This window comes from Leucobacter chironomi DSM 19883, assembly GCF_000421845.1.
GTDB classification, from domain to species: Bacteria; Actinomycetota; Actinomycetes; order Actinomycetales; family Microbacteriaceae; genus Leucobacter; species Leucobacter chironomi.
In genome coordinates this window covers 14,786-33,122 of record NZ_ATXU01000015.1, presented here as the reverse complement: position 1 = coordinate 33,122, position 18,337 = coordinate 14,786, and the positions used below count along the sequence as shown (strand labels likewise).

Sequence of the window (18,337 nt, the reverse complement as noted above, 5' to 3'; positions counted from 1 at the left end):
TAATCAGCGGGTCCACGGTTCGAGCCCGTGAGGGCGCACGCACTGAGAAAAGCTCCACCTCCGGGTGGGGCTTTTCTCGTATCCGAACCCGGTTCACCGCCCGTTCACGGAAGGCGCCCGATGCCCGATTCACTCCCCACCCCCTCGCCCGATCTCGCGTTCGCCCTCGCGCTCGCCGACCTCGCCGACTCGGTCTCCCTGCCTCGCTTCCAGTCGGCGGATCTCACGATCGAGACGAAGCCGGACCGCTCCTTCGTCACCGACGCCGACAAGGCCGTGGAGCGCGCGCTGCGCGAGCGGATCGAGACCGAGCTGCCCGGCGACAGCTTCTTCGGCGAGGAGTCGGGCCGTTCCGAGAAGGGCTCCCGGCGCTGGATCATCGACCCGATCGACGGCACCGCGAACTTCCTGCGCGGCGTGCCGAACTGGGCGACGCTCATCGCGCTCGAGGTCGACGGCGAGCCCACCGTGGGCGTGGTCTCCGCGCCAGCCTTCGGGGCGCGCTGGTGGGCCGAGACCGGGAGCGGCGCCTGGGGGCGGCAGGCCGGGCAGGATCCGCGCCGACTGCGGGTCTCCGGTATCGGCGAGCTCGAGCACGCCTCCCTCAGTTTCCAGAGCATCGAGCAGTGGGATCTCGCCGGCTACCTGCGGCCGCTCATCGAGCTCAGCCGCGCCGTCTGGCGGGATCGCGCCTACGGCGACATGTGGTCGTACATGCTGCTCGCCGAGGGGCTGCTCGACGTCGTCGCGGAATTCGACGTCAAGCCCTACGACCTCGCCGCGCTCGTGCCGATCGTGCGCGAGGCGGGAGGCCGCTTCACCGACATCGAGGGATCGGCGAGCGCGTGGAACGGCAGCTCGCTCGCCACGAACGGCGCCCTGCACGACGCGGTCATCGCCACCATCGAGAGCGCCCGCGCGGCCGAAGGAGCCGCGCGGTGACGGGCCGCTCCCCCGCACCGTGGCTCGCAGGGCTCGCCCTCGCGGCCGATGCGGCCCTCGTGCTGCTGTTCGCGGGGCTCGGCCGCGCCAGCCACTCGCGCGGCGGGGCGCTGCTCGGCCTCATCGAGACGGCCTGGCCCTTCCTCGTCGGGCTGCTGCTCGTGTGGGGCTGGGGCATGGTGTGGCGGCAGCCGGTGCGATTGCTCCGCTCCGGGGTACCGGTGTGGATCGGCACCGTGGTGCTCGGCATGGGCATGCGACTGCTCTCGGGGCAGGGCACTGCTCCCGCATTCATCCTGGTCGCCGCGGTGACTCTCGGCGTCTTCCTGCTCGGATGGCGCGGGATCGCCGCGCTCGTGCTGCGCGCCCGGCACCGGCAGCACCCGCCTCGGCGTCCCTGAACCGCACGAACCCCGGCGCGCGCGCCGGGGTTCGTCGTTCTAAGGGGAGAGCCGGGTCAGCCCGCCATCTTGGCGAGCATCTCGGCGGCACGGTTCGAGAAGCCCCACTCGTTGTCGTACCAGCTGGTGACCTTGACGTGCTTGCCCTGCACCTCGGTGAGCTCGGAGTCGAAGATCGAGGAGTGCGAGTTGCCCACGATGTCCGACGAGACGAGCGGCTCGTCCGAGTACTCGAAGACGTGCTCGAGCGCACCCTCGGCGGCCGCGGCCCGGTAGGCCTCGAGCACCTCCTCGCGCGTCACCTCGCGCGAGACGGCGGCGTTGAGCTCGACGATCGACCCGACGGGCACGGGCACGCGCATCGACGTGCCCGACAGCTTGCCGTCGAGCTGCGGCAGGACGAGGCCGATGGCCTTGGCCGCGCCGGTCGAGGTGGGCACGATGTTGAGGGCGGCGGCGCGGGCGCGCCGGCGGTCCTTGTGCGGGCCGTCGATGAGGTTCTGGTCCTGCGTGTAGGCGTGCACGGTCGTCATGAAGCCCTGGGTGATACCGGCGAGGTCGTCGAGCACCTGCGCGAGCGGGGCGAAGGCGTTGGTGGTGCAGGACGCGTTCGACACGATGCGGTGCTGCTCCGGGTCGTAGAGGTGGTCGTTCACGCCGACGACGACGGTGAGGTCGGCGCCGGTCGCGGGGGCGCTCACGAGCACGCGACCGGCCCCGGCTTCGAGGTGCTTGCGCGCGTCCTCCGCCTTGGTGAAGCGGCCGGTCGACTCGAGCACCACGTCGACGCCCAGCTCGCCCCAGGGCAGCTTCGCGGGGTCGGACTCGGCGAACACCTTGATGCGGCGGTCGTCGACGATCAGTTCGCCGTCCTCGAAGGCGATGTGCCGCTTCAGGCGACCGTAGACGCTGTCCCACTCCAGCAGGTGCGCGAGCATCTCGCCGTCGGTCAGATCATTGACCGCGACGACTTCGATATCGCTCTGATTCTTCAGGATTGCGCGCAGCACTCCTCGTCCGATACGTCCGAATCCGTTGATAGCCACACGTGCGGTCATGGTTGCACTTTCTCCTTCAGCGTTGATCGCGAAATGCCTCGTATCCAGGGTGACGCGATTTCCGCACCACGTCCAGTGGCCCTAATGCCAGGCTTCGAACGGATCCCGCCAAACTGCTTCCGCTATCCGCCACCCGACGGCCCCGGTTCTCGAGCGCGCCCCTGCTCACGAGTCGCGGAAGAAGGTGCGCCGATAGTCGCTCGGCGTCGTTCCGAGCACCGCGCGGAAGTGCCGCCGCAGATTGGTCGCCGTGCCGAGCCCCACCGCCGCCGCGATCTCCTCCACCGGGAGCTCGGTCTCCTCGAGCAGCTCGCGCGCACGATCGATGCGGGCGCGCATGATCCACTGCATCGGCGTGTAGCCCGTCTCGTCGCGGAAGCGGCGCGAGAGCGTGCGCTCAGACACCCGGGCATGGGCCGCCAGGCGCGGGATGTCGAGCGGTTCGCCGAGACGCCGCAGCGCCCACGCCCGAGTCTCCGTGAAACGCTCACCGTGGGTCTCCGGCACGCTGTGCGGCACGTACTGGGCCTGGCCGCCGCTGCGATAGGGGGCCGCGACGAGCCGCCTGGCGGCGTGGTTTGCAACCGCCATGCCCGCCTCCTTGCGCAGGATGTGCAGGCAGAGGTCGATCCCGGACGCCGCGCCCGCAGAGGTCAGCACCGAGCCCTCGTCGACGAACAGCACGCGCTCGTCGACGCGCACCTCAGGGAAGCGCTCAGCGAGGATGCGCGAATAGTGCCAGTGGGTCGTGGCGCGCCGGCCGTCGAGCAGACCCGTCGCGGCGAGCGCGAACGCCCCCGTGGAGATCGCGGCGAGTCGCGCCCCCCGCTCGTGGGCGGCGCGCAGCGCGTCGATGAGCGCCGGCGGCGGAGCGTCGCGGTCGGGGTGCCGGTAGCCCGGAACGAACACGAGATCCGCGGTCTCGAGCGCCTCGATCCCGTGCTCCACGTGGTACGAGAGCCCATCCCCGCCCGCGATCAGCCCCGGCTGCACGCCGCACACGTCGACCGAGTAGGGCATGCTGGCGCGGGTGGTGAACACCTGGGCGGGAATGCCGACGTCGAGGGGTTTCGCCCCCTCCAGCACGACGACCGCCACCCGCTTCATGACCACTCAGCCTACCCGTGAGACGGGCTGCCCTCATCTTGTGGGGTCTCTCCTCTCTCCTCTCTCCTCTCTCCTCTCTCCTCTCTCCTCTCCCGCACCTCTCCCGCTCCCCTCTCCACTCCCGCTCCCCGCTCCCCTTGCTCCTCCTTCTTCCCTTCCTCCCCTTCATTCCTCCAGCAACCACCAGCCGAGAGGCGGATTTCGCAGCTCCACATCAACATCCACATGCGAAATCCACCTCTCGCCCGGCTTGGAAGGAAAGGTAGGAAAGGTAGGGAGAAACGAGAATGAGAGGGGAGAAACAAGAAAGAGCAAGTGCCCAAGAGCAGGCAAAGCACCCCTAAACTAAAACCATCCCGACCCGAGCGAAGGCCCCTCCCGAATGAGCCGTCAGCACTCTTCCGCCGAGGTGTTCCGGGCGTTCCTGAAACTGGGGTTCACCTCCTTCGGCGGCCCCGTCGCTCACCTCGGCTACTTCCGCGAGGAGTTCGTACTGCGACGGGCGTGGCTGAGCGATCGGCAGTACGGCGAACTCGTGGCGCTCTGCCAGTTCCTGCCGGGCCCGGCGTCGAGCCAGGTCGGCTTCGCGCTCGGCCTGATGCGCGGCGGCGCGCTCGGCGCGCTCGCCGCTTGGACGGCCTTCACGCTGCCGTCGGCGATGCTGCTCGTGCTGTTCGCCGTCGGCGCGCTCTCGCTCGAGGGACCGCTGTGGGCGGGGCTGCTCCTCGGGCTCAAGGCGGTGGCGGTATCCGTGGTCGCTCACGCCGTGTGGGGTATGGCCCGCACACTCACCCCGGATCTTCCCCGCATCGCCATCGGCGTCGCCGGCGCGGCCCTGGCGCTGCTGCTGCCGACCCAGATCGGCCAGTTCGGGGCGATCGCCGCGGGCCTCGTCGCGGGTTCCCTCTGGTGTCGCCGGTCGCTCCCGGTCGATCCGCCGCCGCTGACACTGCGCCTCTCGCGCCGGGTCGGCGTCGTCGCGTTCGCGGTGTTCGCGGGGCTCATCGTCGGACTGCCGATCCTCGACCGTCTTGCCCCCTCGCTCTGGACCGAGATCGCCGACGCGTTCACCCGGGCCGGCGCGGCGGTGTTCGGCGGCGGTCACGTGGTGCTGCCGCTGCTGCAGGCCGAGCCGGCCATCGCGGCAGCGGTACCGCCCGAGCAGTTCATCGCGGGGTACGGGGCCGCGCAGGCGGTGCCCGGGCCGCTCTTCACGTTCGCGGCGTACCTGGGGTTCGAGATGGGTTCCGGGTGGTCGGCTCCGCCGGCGGCGTTGCTCGCCCTGGTCGCGGTGTTTGTGCCGGGTATCCTGTTGCTGCTGGCGGCTCTGCCGTTCTGGAACGGGCTTCGCGCCAGGCCGCTTGCGCGCGCCGCGATGGCCGGAGCGAACGCCGCCGTGGTGGGGATCCTCGCGGCGGCGCTGTGGGATCCGGTTATCGTCTCGGGTGTGACGGGACCCGCCTCGCTCGTGATCGCGGCCGGGGGTTTGCTCCTCCTGGCGCTTGCGCGGCTTCCGGCGTGGAGCGTCGTGCTTGCGGCCGCCGCAGCGGGTCTGCTCGCCGGTCTGCTCGGAATCCCGTGACCTCGTCGGCTACTCTTCCGTGCGCTCCTCGGCGAGACGCCGTTCGGCTTCCCGGTTCGGCAGGCCGAAGCGGATCGCGGCGGCGCCGATCAGGGTGACGGCCGCGCCGATGAAGAACGCGAGCAGCGAGCCGTCGAGCAGACTCGCGCGAGCGCCGTCGAGGATCTCCTGCGTGTAGTGCGGGTACTGCTGCGCGACCTGCTCGGCCGAGGCGAACGACGACTGCAGGGCTCGGGTGACCTCGTCGCTCAGCGAGGCCGCATCCGGGGAGGCGGCGATCTTCCCCGCGATGACCGCGGCGAATCCGCTCGCGAGCACCGCGCCGAGGAGCGCCTGCATCACCGCGCCTCCGAGGTCGTTCTGCAGGTCGGAGGTGGCCGACGCCATGCCGGCGCGGCGCACGGGAGTGCTGCTCGTGAGCGCGCGGCGGGAGGCCGTCATGACGAAGGTCACGCCGATCCCGATCATGAAGAAGCCGAATCCCACCAGCGGGTAGGCCGACTCCTCGCGCCAGAACAGCATGCTGAGCATCGCGACCAGCAGGAACGCGTAGCCGATGAGCATCGTGTCGCGGGTGCCGAGCCGCCCGACGGCGCGAGCCGACAGGGGCGCCGCGAGCATCAGGCTCACCGCCGCGGGAATGACGGCGAGCCCCGTCTGCAGCGGGCTGTACCCCATCACGCTCTGCATGAACTGCTCGCCGACGAACATCGCCCCGCCCAGCGAACCCACCGCGATGAGGCCGCCGACTGCGGGCAGCCAGAAGAGCCGCTGCCGGGCGACGCTCAGATCGAACAGCGGGAATCTGGCGCGCGCTTGCCGCCAGCCGAACAGCAGGAGCAGCACCGCGGCGAGTGCGAGCAGCACCCCGCCGAGGAGTGCGCCGCCGGGCGCGAACACGATGCTGACGCCGAGCACCAGGGCGCCGAGTGCAGATGCGGAGAGCACCCCGCCCACGTGGTCGACGGGGGTGTTCGACTCGGCGACGTGCGAGGGCACGAAGCGGAGCACGAGCACGAACGCGACGGCGGCGATCGGGGTGCTGAGCATGAACACCCAGTGCCAGCTGGTGAGCACCAGCACGAGGCCCGCGAGGATCGCGCCGGCAATGGTGGCCATGCTCGAAACGCTCGACCAGATCGCGATGACGCCCGTGCGGCCGGAGCCCTTCACCCAGAGCGCGGTGATGAGCGAGAGCGTGGTGGGGAATGCCATGCCGCCGGCGAGCCCCACCAGCACCTGCGCGACGATCAGCATCTCGACCGACGCCGACAGGCTGGAAAGCGTGCTGGCCGCGAGCGTGCTCGCGATCCCGATGAGCAGCATCTGCTTGCGGCCGTAGCGATCCGCCACCGCACCGAGATAGAGCACCGAGACCGACAGCCCGAGGCCGGTCGCGAGCGCGACGAGATTGAGCGCGGTCTGCGACGCGCCGAACTGCCGGCCGATATCGGGGACGGCGATGCCGGCGACGACGGTGTTGATGTTGCAGACGGTGGCGGCGAAGAGGAGCGCGACGAGCGTGCCCCGGGCCCGCGGGGGCGCATCGACCCCGGTCGTATCGGATGTCTCGGTCGCGGCTTCCACGGGGCTCCTCCGTCTCGCGCCCGGTCGCACGACCGTCGCGGCACCAGTATTCCGCATCGTCGGCGCGAAGCCCATCCGGCGGATCGGCCGGCGCCCCTGGCTCAGTGCCCGGCTCAGCTCACGGCGACGCCGAAGAGCATGCCGATCGCGTAGGTGGCCGCCATGGTAGCCGACCCCATGACCACGTTGCGCAGGATCGCGCGGCCTCGCGGCGCCCCGCCGAGCACGGCGCTGATCCACCCCGTGAGCAGCAAGCCGAGCACGACCGCCACGGCCGCAATCCACACTCGATGCTCGCCGAAGGGCAGCAGGATCATGATGAGCGGGACCAGCGCCCCCACAGTGAACGAGATGAACGACGAGACCGCGGCTGCCCACGGGCTCGTGTACTCGTCGGGGTCGATGCCGAGTTCGACCTCGGCATGGGCGGCGAGCGCGTCCTTCGCGGTGAGTTCCTCCGCAACCTGGTGCGCAAGATCGGGCGATAGCCCGCGTTCGCGGTAAAGCCCGGCGAGCTCCTCCAGCTCCTCCGCAGGCATCTCGGCGAGCTCGCGCCGCTCCTTCGCGATCAGTGCGCGCTCGGTATCGCGCTGCGTGCTCACCGAGACGTACTCGCCGCCCGCCATCGAGAAGGCGCCCGCGACGAGGGCCGCGATGCCCGCGGTGGCGATCGCGAGCACGTTGTTCGGCGTGGCCCCGGCCACGCCGATGACCACGCCCGCCGTCGACACGATGCCGTCGTTCGCGCCGAGCACTCCGGCCCGCAGCCAGTTGAGGCGCTGTCCGATGTTCTGCCCGTGGGCTTCGCCGGGGTGGGACTGCGACGCGGGGGCGGTGGGCACGGGTTCGCTCATGCTCATATCCTGCCCCCTGCCGCAGCGGCCCGCAACGGAGGCGAGCCTGCCCTCAGACGATTGGGTCGTCGCCCGCCCGCAGCCGCTCACGAGGTATTCGTCCGGCCAGCACCGGTGAGGGGCGCCGGAGCGGGCCCGGTGTCAGTTCTCGATTTGGTCACAACTTCGAGGTGCGGGCTTCGGGACGTTCTACCGTGTATGGCATGTCGCCCGCCCCTGACTTCGCAGACCTGCGCACCGCGCTGCTCCTGTGCGCGGGAGCGGTCTGCGCCGCCCTCCTCGCGGGCTGCGCGGCGACCGAGACGGCGCCTCGGCAGACCGACTCCGCTCAGGAACAAGAGCAGGAGCCGGAGCAGTCTGAGCCGATGGGGCTCGAGGAGACCGACTTCGGCAATCTCACCTGGACGTTTCGGCCGGGCGGAAACACACCGGAAACGGTGCAGTTCGATCTCGTCGACGGCGCCTTCGATGACGGAATGGTGAGATACGAGCTCGGTGAGATCGTCTCGGCCGAGCTCACAGGAGACGATCGCATGGATGCGGCCGTGCAGATCACCCGCCTCGACGGGAACGCGATCGATGAGCAGTGGTATCTCTGGATCGCGGGAGATGACGGCCCGGTGCAGCTCACGCTCCCCGTTGCGAGAATGTCTCGCTGCGGCACCGCCACGCACTCGGTCACCGCAGTGGAGTCAGGCGGAGTGCAGATCCACGAGTCCCGCCGCAACATCGGCGAGGAGGCTCTCGCCTGCGCTGATATCGGCAGCGACGAGCGCACCCGCATCGTCCACGCGGTCGAGGCCGGCAGCATCGGCGAGTGGTGGCCGGTGCAGACTGACCCGGTGTCGGGTTTCGGGGGGCTCTGCCCGACGGCTGCGGACTACGAGACGGTATCGTACGACGGCGTCCTCCGCCCCGCTCCGGACGTCTCGGTCGACGGCGGCGCGACCGACGGGCCCGCGCAGGTGTTCGGGCTCGAGCCGTGGCCCGTGTACGGCGAGCCGTTCCCCGGCTGGGTGCTCCTCGGCGTCAAACAGGACGACGTGATGAGCTGCGCGTGGACGGAATCACCGTAGCCACCGGTTTTTTGCGGAGGAGACTTCGCCGAGACTCCGGAAGCCGCTTAGCCGGTCAAGCTGAGCAACGAAAAGAGGCCACCCAGATAGGTGGCCTCCCAGACGAACTCTGACAGCGCGTGATGCGAATGCTCTGGTGGAGCCGCGGGGAATCGAACCCCGGTCCACTTCGACGATTCCGTGCCTTCTACGAGCGTAGTTCGTGCAAACGTTCTACTCGGCCCCGTTCTTTGTCACGAACACCTAGAACGACAGGCCCAGTCTCAGTGAAAGTCCCGATGCGCCCTGAGACACGACGCACCAGCAAGCCCCCTAGATGACGCCAGGAAACCGGGGCGGAGGCCCACCCGACCTGACGGACTCGGTCTCGTGCTTAGGCAGCGAGAGCGAAGTCGGTGCGCTTAGCGTTGGCACCTATGGTTTGCGAAGGGCGTTTACGAGATAACTCCGCGTCCTCGGCCCGCTTCTCACAGTCTCAAAATCGACGTGTCGAAACCGATCGGCCCCGTGTGCGCCGCAGGCGGCGCGAGCACCCTGGGGTGCAGCTTCGGGACATTCGCATCACGCGCTGTTGAATTGTCAATCCGGGGTGATCCCGGCCCTACAGGATATCACCGTCGGGTCGCTCTGCATAGCCGCGGGCGACACGCTCGCGCAGCATCCCCGGCTCGAGGCCGAGCGCCCACTCGCACACGTCGGCCACGAAGTGCACGTACGCGGCGTGCTCGAAGGGGGCCGGATCGTTGGCGTAGGAGCCGAAGCCGTCGACTGCCATGAAGATGCGCACGCAGGCCTCGAAGGGATCCTCGACGGTGAAGACACCATCGGCGCACCCCGCATCGATGACCTCGGCCAGCCGGCCGCGGTCGAGGCCCTCCTGCTCCCCGATGGCGTCGGCGAGCGCCGGCGTGAATCTGGCGAGGTGCCGGGCGTTCAGCCAGAGCCGCGAGAAGCCCTCCTCTTCGAACTGCATGCGCTGCACGAAGACCACCAGCCGATCGAGGGGGTCCCCGTCCGACAAGAACAGGCGATCCCGCTCCCCCGCGATGGCGAGCACGAACGCCGCCACGACGAGATCCTCGGCAGCCGGGAAGTAGTGGCTGATGAGGCCGGGCCGCACACTGAGGCGGTCGGCGACGGCGCGCAGCGTGATGCGTTCGAGCCCCTCTTCCAGGGCGATGCGCGATGCCTCGGCGAGGATCTCGGCGCGCCGCTCCTCGGGCTGCTTCCGTACCCGCGATGGACCCCGCGAGGGCTCGGGGACCGCGCCGGATCCCTCTGGCCGCGCCGCCGTCGGCTCTCCGCTTGACACCATGAGCATCATCCTATTGGATAGGTGACCAACAGAGTCCATTGGCCCCATGACCAATAGCAGCGCTGCTCACATGCCACCAGCAATGATGCTCGGGACTCCGCCGAGAGGATCCTCACCCGTGTCCAACGACCCCGCCGTCGCCCCCCACGAGTTCACCGACGTCGCCACCCACCCGGAGACCCGCGGCATCGAGCTCGTCGCGCCGTCCGAGCGCCACGGGCGCGCCCGCGATCTCTTCGCGGTCTGGGCCGCGCCGAACGTCAGCGTGCTGAACTTCACCATGGGCGCCACGCTCACCGTGGTGCTCGGGCTCGAGATCTGGCAGGCCATCCTCGTGATCATCGCCTCCTCGCTGCTCTGGGTGTTCCCCGGCATCGTCGCCATCAGCGGCCCCTCGGCGGGCACCTCCGGCTCCGTCATCACCCGCGCGATCTACGGCGTGATCGGCAACAAGTTCGTCATCGCCTTCTACGGCTGGTTCATCTCCGGCGTCTTCCTCGCCCTCAACTGGGTCGCCTCGACGTTCATGGGCGCCGAGCTGCTGCGCCGCATGGGCATGGAGAACGAGACGCTCAACATCGTGCTCGTGAGCCTCGTAGTGTCGGCGATCACCGTACTGGTCGCGGTCTACGGCCACGCGCTGATCCTGCGCGCCTACACCGCGATCACCGCGGTGCTGCTCGTCATCTTCGTGGTGGTCGTCGGCTACATCCTGCCGCACATCGACTGGGGCTTCACGCAGCCCGAGCCGCTCGAGGGCGTGGGTCTTTGGTCGTCGATGGCGATCGGCTTCGCGATCCTCGCCTCCACCCCCCCCTCTCCTACTCGAACAGCGCCGATCTCGCCCGCTACCTGCCGCGCGAGACCAAGCCCTCCCACATCATCGCCGCGACGGCGCTCGGCGGCGCGACCCCCTGCATCGTCTTCACCTCGTTCGGCGCGCTGCTCGGCGGCGCCGTCAGCCCCGAGGATCTCGCCTTCGGCATCGAATACCCGCTGCTCGACATGGTGCCCGCCTGGTTCGGCCCGATCTTCGTGCTCGGCGTCATCGTCAACACGATCGCCCTCAACGGCATGACCACCTACACCTCGAGCATGGTCTTCCAGTCGATCGGCATCCCGATCAAGCGCATCCCCTCGGCCGTGCTGGTGGGCATCCTCGGCACCATCTTCACCGTCGTGCTCGCGCTGTCGACGAGCCTCATCGACGCGGTGAACCTCATGCTGCAGTTCCTGCTCATCATCTCGGCGCCGACCATGACCGCCTACGTCACCGACATCATCATGCGGCGCAACCGATACAGCGGCTTCGACCTGTTCGACGAGACGCGCACCGGCGCGTTCTGGTACACCGGCGGCTTCAGCATCGGCGGCCTGGTGTCGGTGATCGCGGGCGGCGCGGCGACCGCGCTCTTCCTGTCCACCGACATCTGGACCGGCCCGCTCGCGGAGGCGATCGGCTACATCGACCTGTCGGTGCCCGCCGGCATGATCGTCACCGCGGTGCTCTACACGGTCCTGGGCCGTCGCCGCATCACCGAGCAGCTCGCCCAGCACGAGGCCGAACAGACCGAGCAGGTCGCGGCGTGACCGGCCTCACCGGCGCCCACCCGCCCCGCTTCCCCGGAGCGGAGCCCGGGCAGCCCCACCTCGACAGCTGGCAGGAGGCGCCGCAGAACCGCTGGGCGTTCGCCCACCTCGGCGAGCTGCTCCCGTCGGCGACGATCTCCCGCCGCCCGCCCGCGGTGCCCCTCGCAGCGCTCGTGCGCCTCGACGCGCTCACCCCGCAGATGCCCGATCTGCAGGCGCGACTCGAGCAGACCTACACCAACGCGTTCCTCGTGCTGCGCGGCGCCGAAGTGCTGGCCGAGTACTACGCACCGGGCTTCGCGGCCGACGATCGGCACCTCCTGATGAGCGTCTCGAAGTCGCTGTGCGGCACGGTCGTGGGGGCGCTGGTGGACGAGGGGCGGATCGATCCGGCACAGCCGGTCACGACGTATGTGCCCGAGCTCGCCGGTTCCGTCTACGACGGCCCGCAGGGCGATCCGAACGCCCCGCGGGTGACGGTGCAGCAGGTGCTCGACATGGAGATCGCGATCGACTACAGCGAGGACTACGTCGATCCCGCTTCCGAGGTGCAGACGCACGACCGCTCGGCCGGCTGGCGCTCGCGCCGCGCGGGGGACCCCGCCGACACCTACGAGTTCCTCACCACGCTGCGCGGCAACGGCGCCACGGGCGAGTTCCAGTACTGCTCGGCGAACACCGACGTGCTCGCCTGGGTGATCGAGCGCGTCACGGGGCTGCCGTACGCCGAAGCGCTCTCGACGTACCTGTGGTCGAAGCTCGACGCGGATCGCGACGCTACGATCACGGTCGATTCGGCGGGCTTCGGGTTCGCGAACGGCGGCGTCTCGTCCACGGCGCGCGACCTCGCCCGCGTGGGCCGCATGATGCTCGACGGGGGCGTCGCTCCCGGCGGCCGCGTGGTCTCGGAGGCGTGGGTGCGCAGTGTGATGGCCGGCGGATCGCGCGAGGCCATGACCTACGAGGGCTTCACGGGCGCCTTCCCCGAGGGCAGCTACACGCGCCAGTGGTGGTGCACCGGCAACGAGCGCGGCAACGTGAGCGGGATCGGGATCCACGGCCAGAACCTGTGGCTGGAGCCGCAGACCGACTCGGTGATCGTGAAGCTCTCGACGTGGCCGGATCCCGACACGGAGCACTGGCACGGCCTGCAGAGCGGCGTGCTGCTCGACGTGAGCCGCGCCCTCGACGCGGTGGCCTGACGGCAGGGCGGATCCGCCCAGAATCGCGACTGCGCCCCACCCGGGTGAGCGCCGCTCCGACACGCTGTCGAGTGGACGGGCTCACCGGGGATGGGCGCAGTCGTTGGCGGGCTACTCCCCCAGACGGTTGCGGGCGCGCATGGCGCGCTCTGCCTCGCGTTTGTCCTGCTGTTCGCGCAGGGTCTGCCGCTTGTCGTACTCTTTCTTGCCCTTCGCGAGGGCGATCTCGACCTTCGCGCGACCGTCGAGGAAGTAGAGCCGCAGCGGCACGATCGTCATGCCGCCCTCGCGGGTCTTCTGGTAGAGCTTGTCGATCTGCTGTCGGTGCAGCAGCAGCTTGCGCTTGCGGCGCGGGGCGTGGTTGGTCCACGAGCCGTTGAGGTACTCGGGAATGTAGGCGGCGTCGAGCCAGGCCTCTCCCCGCTCGATGAAGACGTAGCCGTCGACGAGCGAGGCGCGGCCCATGCGCAGCGACTTCACCTCGCTGCCGGTGAGCACCATGCCGGCCTCGTAGGTGTCGAAGATGTGGTACTCATGCCGCGCCTTCTTGTTCGAGGCGATCAGCTTCTCGCCGGTCTCCTTGGGGCTCATGTCACATCCTCTCTGCGCACCGGGGTCTGGATCCGCGCACAAGCGCGAAGATCCAGCCTAGCGCACCCGCAGCCTCGGCGAGCACGACTGATGCAGCGAGACGGACTGCTCCAGAGGTGCTGGAACAGTCCGTCTCGCTGAAACGCTCAGTCTCGCCGCACGGCGATGCGGGCCGCGAGCCCGCTACACGCGCAGGTAGCGGGTGATCGCGATCTTCGCGGCGATGGCCGAGAGCAGCACGCCCACGAGCACGAGCACCGGTGGCACGATGAGCGACTGCTCGACCGTGATGTAGCTCGTGAACGGCACCTCACGCGCCAGGAAGCCCTGCACGAAGAATCGCACGATCCCCACGGAGGCGGCCCCCGCCAGCACCGCTCCGACGAGCGCGGCGATGATGCCCTCCAATATGAAGGGGGTCTGGATGAAGCGGTTCGATGCGCCCACGAGGCGCATGATCCCGATCTCCCGTCTGCGAGAGTACGCGGAGAGGCGGATCGTGGTCGAGATGAGGAGCATCGCGGCGACGAGCATGAGCCCCGCGATCGCGATGGCCGTGTAGCTCGCGACACCGAGGAACAGGAAGATCCGGTCGAGCAGGCTGCGCTGATCGGACACGCTCTGCACGCCGGGGATCCCCGAGAAGGTCTCGGTGACGATGTCGGAGCGCGACGGGTCTTCAAGCTTCACCCAGAAGGTCTGGTTGAGCTGCTCGGGTCGCGTGATGTCGAGGATCGGGTTGCCCTCGAACTGCTTCGTGAACTCGGCGTAGGCCTGCTCGTGGTCGACGAAGAAGTAGTCGTCGACGTAGGGCCGCAGCGTGTCCGACTGCAGGGCGCTCTCGACTGCGGAGATCTCCTCCTCGCCGGCGTCGGTCCCGGAGCAGGTGGCGCTCTGGTCGAAATCGGTGCACAGGTAGATGGCGACCTGCGCGCGGTCGTACCAGAAGGTCTTCATCTGCTGGATCTGCAGCTGCATGAGGATCGCGGCGCCCACGAAGGTGAGCGAAACGAAGGTCACGAGGATCACCGAGATGACCACCGACATGTTGCGGCGCAGGCCGTTCCAGACCTCGCCGAGTACGAGTCCTGCTCTCATCGCGCCGGCCCCACATCCGTCTCGTCGTCGTCTTTTCGGCTGAGTCCGAGGTGTTCGGCGAGGCTGCCGGTCTCGGACATCTGCACAGGATCCATCGGACGTCCGGGATCGAGGAATCCGGGGATCCGGCGCGCCTGCGGGCCGTCGGCGCGCACGGTGTCGTCGTCGACCTCCGGGTCGGGCTCGCCGAAGGGCTGCGGCTCCTCGAAGACGGACGCCTCGCGAGGCGGCGACGGGGGCACCACCGGACGGGGTGCGACCGGGCGGGCGGCTTCGGCGGCCGGCTGCGCGGCCTCGGCGGCGGGAGCCGGAGCGGCGGGCTGCGCGGGCTCGGCGGGGGCCGGAGGCATCGGGGGCGCGACGGGGGTGGCGCTCGGCGCCGGGTGGCGCACCGGCTCGGCGAGGCCGGCCGGCGTCGCGGGGCCGGCGGCGGGGTCTCCGCCGTCCTCCGGTGCCAGCGCGGCGCGCACGACCGCCTCGGTGGTGCGCAGCACCTGCACGCCCTCCTCCGAGAGGTCGGCAACGGGGATCGAAGCGGTCTGGCCGTAGCCGCCGCCCACTTCGTCGCGCACCACGACGCCTTGGGAGAGCTCGACCACGCGCTGCTGCATGATGTCGACGAAGGTGGCCTCGTGGGTCGCCATCACGACGGTGGTGCCCGAGGCGTTGATGGCGCGCAGCAGCTGCATGATGCCAAGGCTGGTCGCGGGATCGAGGTTGCCGGTGGGCTCGTCGGCGAGCAGGATCGAGGGCTTGTTCACGATCGCGCGCGCGATCGCGACGCGCTGCTGCTCACCGCCGGAGAGCTCGTGAGGGAAGCGCTTGGCCTTGCCGGCGAGCCCCACCATCTCGAGCGTGTCGGGCACCGCCTCCTGGATGAAGCCGCGCGACTTGCCGATCACCTGCAACGAGAAGGCGACGTTGTCGTAGACGGTCTTGTTGGTGAGCAGACGGAAGTCCTGGAACACCGTGCCGAGGTTGCGGCGGAAGTACGGCACCTTGCGCGAAGAGATCTTGCTGAGGTCCTGTCCCAGCACGTGGATCTTGCCGGAGCTCGGCTGATCCTCGCGCAGGATGAGGCGCAGGCAGCTCGACTTGCCCGAACCGGAGGCGCCCACGATGAAGACGAACTCGCCGCGGTCGACCCGCAGGTCGATGCCGTCGAGCGCGGGTTTCGCGGTGCCCCGGTACTTCTTGGTGACGTTCTCGAAGAGGATCATGACGAGACGACCCTACGCCACATGACCTGGAACCGGGCCGAGGCGCGCGGCGCGAAGTCCCCTAGGCGTCGTTCTTGGAGAGCGAGCGCCAGCGGATGCCCGCGGCGATGAAGCCGTCGAGGTCGCCATCGAACACGGCGTCGGGCTGCGACGACTCGTGCCCGGTGCGCAGGTCTTTCACGAGCTGCTGACCGTAGAGGAAGTAGGAGCGGATCTGATCGCCCCAGCTGGCCGTGACCGAGCCCGCGAGCTCCTTCTTCTTCGCGGCCTCCTGCTCCTTCTGCAGCAGCAGCAGGCGCGTCTGCAGCAGGCGCATCGCGGCCGCACGGTTCTGGATCTGAGACTTCTCGTTCTGCATGGAGATCACGATGCCCGTGGGAAGGTGGGTGATGCGCACCGCCGAGTCGGTGGTGTTCACCGACTGGCCGCCGGGGCCGGAGGAGCGGAAGACGTCGACCCGGATGTCGTTCTCGGGGATGTCGACCGCGGTCGCCTCTTCGAGCAGCGGAATCACCTCGACGCCGGCGAAGCTCGTCTGCCGCTTGTCGGCGGAGCCGAAGGGGCTGATGCGCGCGAGGCGGTGGGTGCCGGCCTCGACGGAAAGCGTGCCGAAGGCGTAGGGGGCGTCGATCTCGAAGGTCGCCGACTTGATGCCGGCGCCCTCGGCGTACGAGGTGTCGAGCACCTTGGTCGAGTAGCCGTGCTGCTCGGCCCAGCGCAGGTACATGCGCAGCAGGATCTCGGCGAAGTCGGTGGCGTCGTCGCCGCCCGCGCCGGAGCGGATCGTCACGACGGCGGCGCGCTCGTCGTACTCCCCCGACAGCATCGTCTGCACCTCGAGGTCTTGCACCAGCTTCTCGAGCGCGACGAGCTCGTCTGCGGCCTCCTGCGCCGAATCGGCGTCGTCGGCCTCCTGCGCGAGCTCGATGAGCACCTCGAGGTCGTCGAGCCGGCTCTCGACGGCGCGCAGCTTGCGCACCTGCGCCTGGCGGTGCGAGAGCCCGCTCGTGACCTTCTGCGCAGCGGCGGGGTCGTCCCAGAGATCGGGGGCGGCGGCCTGCTCCTCGAGCTCGACGATCTCCCGCTCGAGCCTCGGCAGGTCGGTGACCGCGGCGATGTCGGCGTAGGTGGCGCGGAGCGCGCGGATGCGGGCGCTGAAGTCAAGATCGAGCATGATCCCCTAGCTTACAGTCCGCCGCCGCGCGGCGACCCGTCTCGTGCGCGCTCGTCAGACCAGCTCGGCGGGCACCGGTGCCGGGGCCGCCGGGCCGCCGCCGTCCCAGGCCCGGCGCAGCACCTCGACGGCGCGGGGCAGGTCGATGCCGGAGACGGCGAAGGGCAGCCGGACAAAGCGCTCGAACACTCCGGGGCTGCCGAACTGCGGGCCGGGCGGGATCCTGAGGCCGAGCCGGGCGGCCTCGCGACTCAGTCTGGTGCTGCGCGCCTCCCCCAGATCGGCCCACACGCTCACCCCGCCCGTCGCCGGCGAGATCCGCCATTCCGGGAGCCGCTGCGCGAGTGCGCCGATGAGCGCCCGGTGACCGGCGGTGATCTCGCGGGAGCGGTCGGCGAGCACCTCGTCGTAGCGTTCGAGGGCGAGCGCGCCGAGCAGCTGCGCCCAGGTGCTCGTGCCGAGGTCGCCGACCACGCGCGCCGCTTCGAGCCGCGCGATGAGCTCGGGCGCCGCGCGGATCCACCCCACGCGCAGCCCGCCCCACACCGTCTTTCCGAGCGAACCGACGGTGAGGATCGCATCGCGCTGATGCGGCTGCGTCGCCGAGGCCGCGAACGGCAGCACGTCCCGTGGTTCGCCGAGCGAGAGCTCCGCGGTCGTCTCGTCGGCGATGACGTAGGTGCCCTGTTCGGCGAGGTTCGTGATGAGGCGCTCGCGCAGCTCGGGCGGCATGCTGAGGCCGGTCGGGTTGTGGTGATCCGGAATCAGATAGGCGAGGCGGGCCGAGGTGCGGCTCGCGATCTCGAGGATGCTCGCGGCGTCGTAGCCGTCGGCGCCGACCGGCAGCTCGGCGACGAGAGCGCCGGCCGAGGCGAGCGCCTTGCGGGCGTGCGGGTAGCTCGGCGACTCGACGAGGCTGCGGTCGCCGCGCCGCAGCAGGGTGCGGGCGATCAGGAAGATCGCGTGCTGGGCGCCGAGGGTCACCATGATCTGCTCCGGCGCCGTGGACAGGCCGCGACGCGTGTAGCGCTCGGCGATGATCGCCCGCAGCGCCGGGTGACCGATGGTGTCGTAGCCGTCGAGCAGGAACGCGTCGGGGTGTTCGGCGAGCGCCCGCTGCCCCAGCTCGGGCAGCCGGCCCCAGGGGCCGGGCGACGCTCTCGTGAGCGTGATCTCCTCGGCGTCGCCGAGGGCCCAGGAGCCGCCGTGTTCGCTCCGGCGGCCGAGCACCACGGTGCCGGAGCCGCGGCGGGATTCGACGACGCGCTCGTCGCGGAGGAGCTGGTAGGCGGCCGCCACCGTGGTGCGGCTCACGCCGAGCTGTTCGGCGAGGGGGCGCTCGGCGGGGAGCACCGAGGCGGGCGGCAGTCGGCCGTCGCGCACGAGGATCGCGATGCTCTCGCTCAGTTCGCGATAGCTGTGGCCGTCGCCGCGCCACGCTCCGAGCAGTTCGTGGAGGCGGCGGGCGGAGAGACGCTGCGCAATCATGAGGCCACTGTAGGCGAATTGGCATCTTGAACACCAGTCCAGTCTGAGGTGG

At 69.8% G+C, this 18,337-nt stretch carries 16 protein-coding genes, 1 other RNA gene and 1 pseudogene; 7 read left to right on the top strand and 11 right to left on the bottom strand.

From position 1 onward, the window contains the following. The first annotated feature begins 120 nt into the window (after positions 1–120). Positions 121–942 carry an inositol monophosphatase family protein gene (locus H629_RS0113155; RefSeq protein WP_024357701.1) on the top strand — a complete coding sequence of 274 codons (822 nt, stop codon included), beginning with the start codon at positions 121–123 and terminating at the stop codon, positions 940–942. Next, positions 939–1,343, top strand: a complete 405-nt coding sequence (locus tag H629_RS0113150) for a DUF3054 domain-containing protein (RefSeq protein WP_024357700.1) — start codon at positions 939–941, stop codon at positions 1,341–1,343. The genes H629_RS0113155 and H629_RS0113150 overlap by 4 nt, the downstream gene beginning before the upstream one ends. A 56-nt stretch (positions 1,344–1,399) precedes the next feature. Here the strand turns inward: H629_RS0113150 and gap are convergent, their stop codons facing one another. Then, positions 1,400–2,401 carry a type I glyceraldehyde-3-phosphate dehydrogenase gene (gap, locus tag H629_RS0113145; protein WP_024357699.1) on the bottom strand — a complete coding sequence of 334 codons (1,002 nt, stop codon included), beginning with the start codon at positions 2,399–2,401 and terminating at the stop codon, positions 1,400–1,402. 165 nt (positions 2,402–2,566) lie between these two features. Beyond that, complete coding sequence (locus H629_RS0113140) at positions 2,567–3,508, bottom strand: GlxA family transcriptional regulator (RefSeq protein ID WP_024357698.1); 942 nt, start codon at positions 3,506–3,508, stop codon at positions 2,567–2,569. Positions 3,509–3,890: 382 nt separating this feature from the next. On the opposite strand from H629_RS0113140, the gene chrA reads away from it, so the two are divergent. After that, complete coding sequence (gene chrA, locus H629_RS0113135) at positions 3,891–5,090, top strand: chromate efflux transporter (RefSeq protein ID WP_024357697.1); 1,200 nt, start codon at positions 3,891–3,893, stop codon at positions 5,088–5,090. 9 nt (positions 5,091–5,099) lie between these two features. On the opposite strand, the gene H629_RS0113130 is transcribed toward chrA, so the two are convergent. Both H629_RS0113130 and H629_RS0113125 read right to left on the bottom strand, forming a co-directional pair. Continuing rightward, on the bottom strand, positions 5,100–6,734 hold the full coding sequence (locus tag H629_RS0113130; RefSeq protein WP_076624044.1) for an MFS transporter: 1,635 nt from the start codon (positions 6,732–6,734) through the stop codon (positions 5,100–5,102). A 56-nt stretch (positions 6,735–6,790) separates the two neighbouring features. Next, positions 6,791–7,531 carry a VIT1/CCC1 transporter family protein gene (locus H629_RS0113125; protein WP_205618716.1) on the bottom strand — a complete coding sequence of 247 codons (741 nt, stop codon included), beginning with the start codon at positions 7,529–7,531 and terminating at the stop codon, positions 6,791–6,793. Between the two features lie 203 nt (positions 7,532–7,734). Between H629_RS0113125 and H629_RS0113120 the strand changes: the two genes are divergently transcribed. Further along, positions 7,735–8,607: a hypothetical protein gene (locus H629_RS0113120; RefSeq protein WP_024357694.1), complete on the top strand. Its 873-nt coding sequence runs from the start codon at positions 7,735–7,737 to the stop codon at positions 8,605–8,607. A 134-nt stretch (positions 8,608–8,741) separates the two neighbouring features. On the opposite strand, the gene ssrA is transcribed toward H629_RS0113120, so the two are convergent. Together ssrA and H629_RS0113115 are read right to left on the bottom strand one after the other, a co-directional pair. Continuing rightward, positions 8,742–9,114, bottom strand: a transfer-messenger RNA (tmRNA) gene (gene ssrA, locus H629_RS14895). Positions 9,115–9,208: 94 nt separating this feature from the next. Beyond that, positions 9,209–9,922, bottom strand: coding sequence for a TetR/AcrR family transcriptional regulator (locus H629_RS0113115; RefSeq protein WP_024357693.1), 714 nt, complete (start codon positions 9,920–9,922; stop codon positions 9,209–9,211). 46 nt (positions 9,923–9,968) lie between these two features. On the opposite strand from H629_RS0113115, the pseudogene H629_RS15755 reads away from it, so the two are divergent. The 3 genes and pseudogenes from H629_RS15755 to nylB form a co-directional block, all read left to right on the top strand. After that, a pseudogene (locus H629_RS15755) lies at positions 9,969–10,613 on the top strand (cytosine permease); the annotation flags it as partial. Between the two features lie 77 nt (positions 10,614–10,690). Next, positions 10,691–11,512 carry a cytosine permease gene (locus H629_RS15750; protein ID WP_338034120.1) on the top strand — a complete coding sequence of 274 codons (822 nt, stop codon included), beginning with the start codon at positions 10,691–10,693 and terminating at the stop codon, positions 11,510–11,512. Beyond that, a complete protein-coding gene (gene nylB / locus H629_RS0113105) occupies positions 11,509–12,714 on the top strand; it encodes a 6-aminohexanoate-dimer hydrolase (RefSeq protein ID WP_024357692.1) in 1,206 nt (401 codons plus the stop codon). Before H629_RS15750 ends, nylB begins: the two co-directional genes overlap by 4 nt. Positions 12,715–12,825: 111 nt before the next feature. On the opposite strand, the gene smpB is transcribed toward nylB, so the two are convergent. The 5 genes from smpB to yczR form a co-directional block, all read right to left on the bottom strand. Beyond that, positions 12,826–13,305 (bottom strand): SsrA-binding protein SmpB, encoded by a 480-nt coding sequence (smpB, locus tag H629_RS0113100; RefSeq protein WP_024357691.1) that lies wholly within the window; start codon positions 13,303–13,305, stop codon positions 12,826–12,828. 183 nt (positions 13,306–13,488) lie between these two features. Beyond that, positions 13,489–14,403 (bottom strand): permease-like cell division protein FtsX, encoded by a 915-nt coding sequence (gene ftsX, locus H629_RS0113095; protein ID WP_024357690.1) that lies wholly within the window; start codon positions 14,401–14,403, stop codon positions 13,489–13,491. Beyond that, positions 14,400–15,623, bottom strand: coding sequence for a cell division ATP-binding protein FtsE (gene ftsE, locus H629_RS0113090; protein ID WP_024357689.1), 1,224 nt, complete (start codon positions 15,621–15,623; stop codon positions 14,400–14,402). Before ftsE ends, ftsX begins: the two co-directional genes overlap by 4 nt. A 61-nt stretch (positions 15,624–15,684) precedes the next feature. Next, complete coding sequence (gene prfB / locus H629_RS0113085; RefSeq protein ID WP_024357688.1) at positions 15,685–16,797, bottom strand: peptide chain release factor 2; 1,113 nt, start codon at positions 16,795–16,797, stop codon at positions 15,685–15,687. 54 nt (positions 16,798–16,851) lie between these two features. Next, positions 16,852–18,285, bottom strand: coding sequence for a MocR-like transcription factor YczR (yczR, locus tag H629_RS0113080; protein WP_024357687.1), 1,434 nt, complete (start codon positions 18,283–18,285; stop codon positions 16,852–16,854). Positions 18,286–18,337: the final 52 nt, after the last annotated feature.